2 protein-coding genes are annotated in these 1682 nt (G+C 60.2%); both read right to left on the reverse strand.

Going from position 1 to position 1682, the window contains the following annotated elements; genetic code table 11:
* Positions 1–57: 57 nt before the first annotated feature.
* The gene (locus EV656_RS16420) at positions 58–870 is read right to left on the reverse strand and encodes a hypothetical protein (RefSeq protein ID WP_132605868.1); all 813 of its coding nucleotides are present in this window, start codon (positions 868–870) and stop codon (positions 58–60) included.
* A 234-nt stretch (positions 871–1104) separates the two neighbouring features.
* Positions 1105–1353 carry a helix-turn-helix domain-containing protein gene (locus EV656_RS16425; RefSeq protein ID WP_165919038.1) on the reverse strand — a complete coding sequence of 83 codons (249 nt, stop codon included), beginning with the start codon at positions 1351–1353 and terminating at the stop codon, positions 1105–1107.
* Positions 1354–1682 lie beyond the last annotated feature (329 nt).

Consider the following 1682-nt stretch of genomic DNA (forward strand, 5'->3'; position numbering starts at 1 on the left):
AAGAGTGGCACAGCTTCCTCGAAGACTTCGTCGCCGAACCCGACATCATCGCCCGCGTCAAGGACCAGCCGCTGCGGTAAAAACCGGGGGCTTACAATGCAGGGCCCGTTCACGCTTGTAGAACGCCTCCACCACATCAGACCCGATATCATCGGGCGTTGTGCCGAAGCCTTCGGCAAAGGTCACAAACCGTTTCAAAATCGCGAGCGCGCTCGTTTCATGCTCGGCCAGCCCGCTTTTGACCGCTTCGAACCTTTTCCTCCAATTCGGTTGAAGGCGCTCCAACTGGACATTGCGGGTCTCGCGACTCATCGGATCAACGAGGCGGACGGCCCGCAGACAGAGGGATCGTTTGTTCTCAAGCGTCTTCTTGGTGTTGACACCCAAATCCTCGGGAGAGGCAGTCTTGAAGTACAGGGCAACGGACGTTTCCGTGGCCGGCAAGTCATCGAGCGATGCGTTTTGAGCTGCCGCCAGGGATTCAAGAGCGGCTTCCGCACGGGGCGCCTGATCCGTGTTCAGGGCATGCCTTGCTGCCAGAACCGCATCCCGAAGCGTCGGAATTCGTTCGCGCAACGAGAGAGCCAGAAAGCGGGTCGAAGCGTCAGACCACACGCGCATCGCGCGCCGCGCGTCGGACAGGATTTGAGAGGCCCGGGGCCCAAGGCGGCTCCGAAGCTCGGGCGTAATGTTTGCCAAGGCGTGCTCGATGTCCGAGACGGCTAGAACCCCGCCGGTGTTCAGAGCGTCATCAATCAGGCGCAGGCTGGTGAGTGTCGCGTGTCTCGTGGACGGTTTGAGGCTCGACAAGGCAAGGGCGCGTTCAAGGTCGTGGAGGCCAGGTTCACGTTCGATCGTTTCGTGTTTCATCTGCTCAGATCCTCATCTTTTTCGGGCGGTGTTTGGCGGCGGCATCACCCTGTAGTGCCGCCGCCAAACACCGCCGAGGCCGGTCAGGGGCGGCCATAGGTGGCCTTGAGCGGTCGTCGGCGGACATTTGCGGACACCGGCGGACATTGGGGCGGAACGGGGGGTCTCCATCCCGACACCATGGAGACCCGACCCTCTCCCCGAGAGACTCAAGCCATTGAAGTATAATGATTTTCAAGATTCTTTCTTCGCGGCCTGGCGCTCTTGATACTCAATGCAGTACCGGCGCCAGGATTCGAGCATCTCGTCTGCGATGCCTTTGAACCGCCAGATGTCGAGAGCCGTGGTCGTCCAGTGTCCGCGCACGCGGGTGCCTTTCAACCGGCCGCTGCTCAGGTAGCGACGGACTTGACGGTCCGAAACCTCAAGCTGATTGGCGGCTTCTGGCGTAGTGTAGGTTTCATCGGGGGGAGTGGTGAGCATCCTGTCCTCCTCTGTTTGTGAAGGGGACATGGGTCCGGTCGAATGCGCCCGGAAACAAAAATCCTCGATAACCGCTCAAGAGTCGAAATCGCCCGGCCTGTCCCGAATCTGATCAGGCAGCTGCGGCTTAAGCCGGCACTTTCAGATGAAAGGTGGAGGGGATTTGCGCCCGCGGACGGCTGCGGTGTCGGCATGGGCAAGGTGTCGGGGCCGCGTATGTCCTCGGGAGCCTCACTGAACCGCCCCGGGTTTACCGGAGAGTTTCTGGTTCAATGATTAGGCTGCTTTTTCGTTGGCTTTCAAGCGTGCGTAGAATGCCTCCTCTGCTT

The organism is Rhodovulum adriaticum, assembly GCF_004345735.1.
Lineage (GTDB): Bacteria > Pseudomonadota > Alphaproteobacteria > Rhodobacterales > Rhodobacteraceae > Rhodovulum > Rhodovulum adriaticum.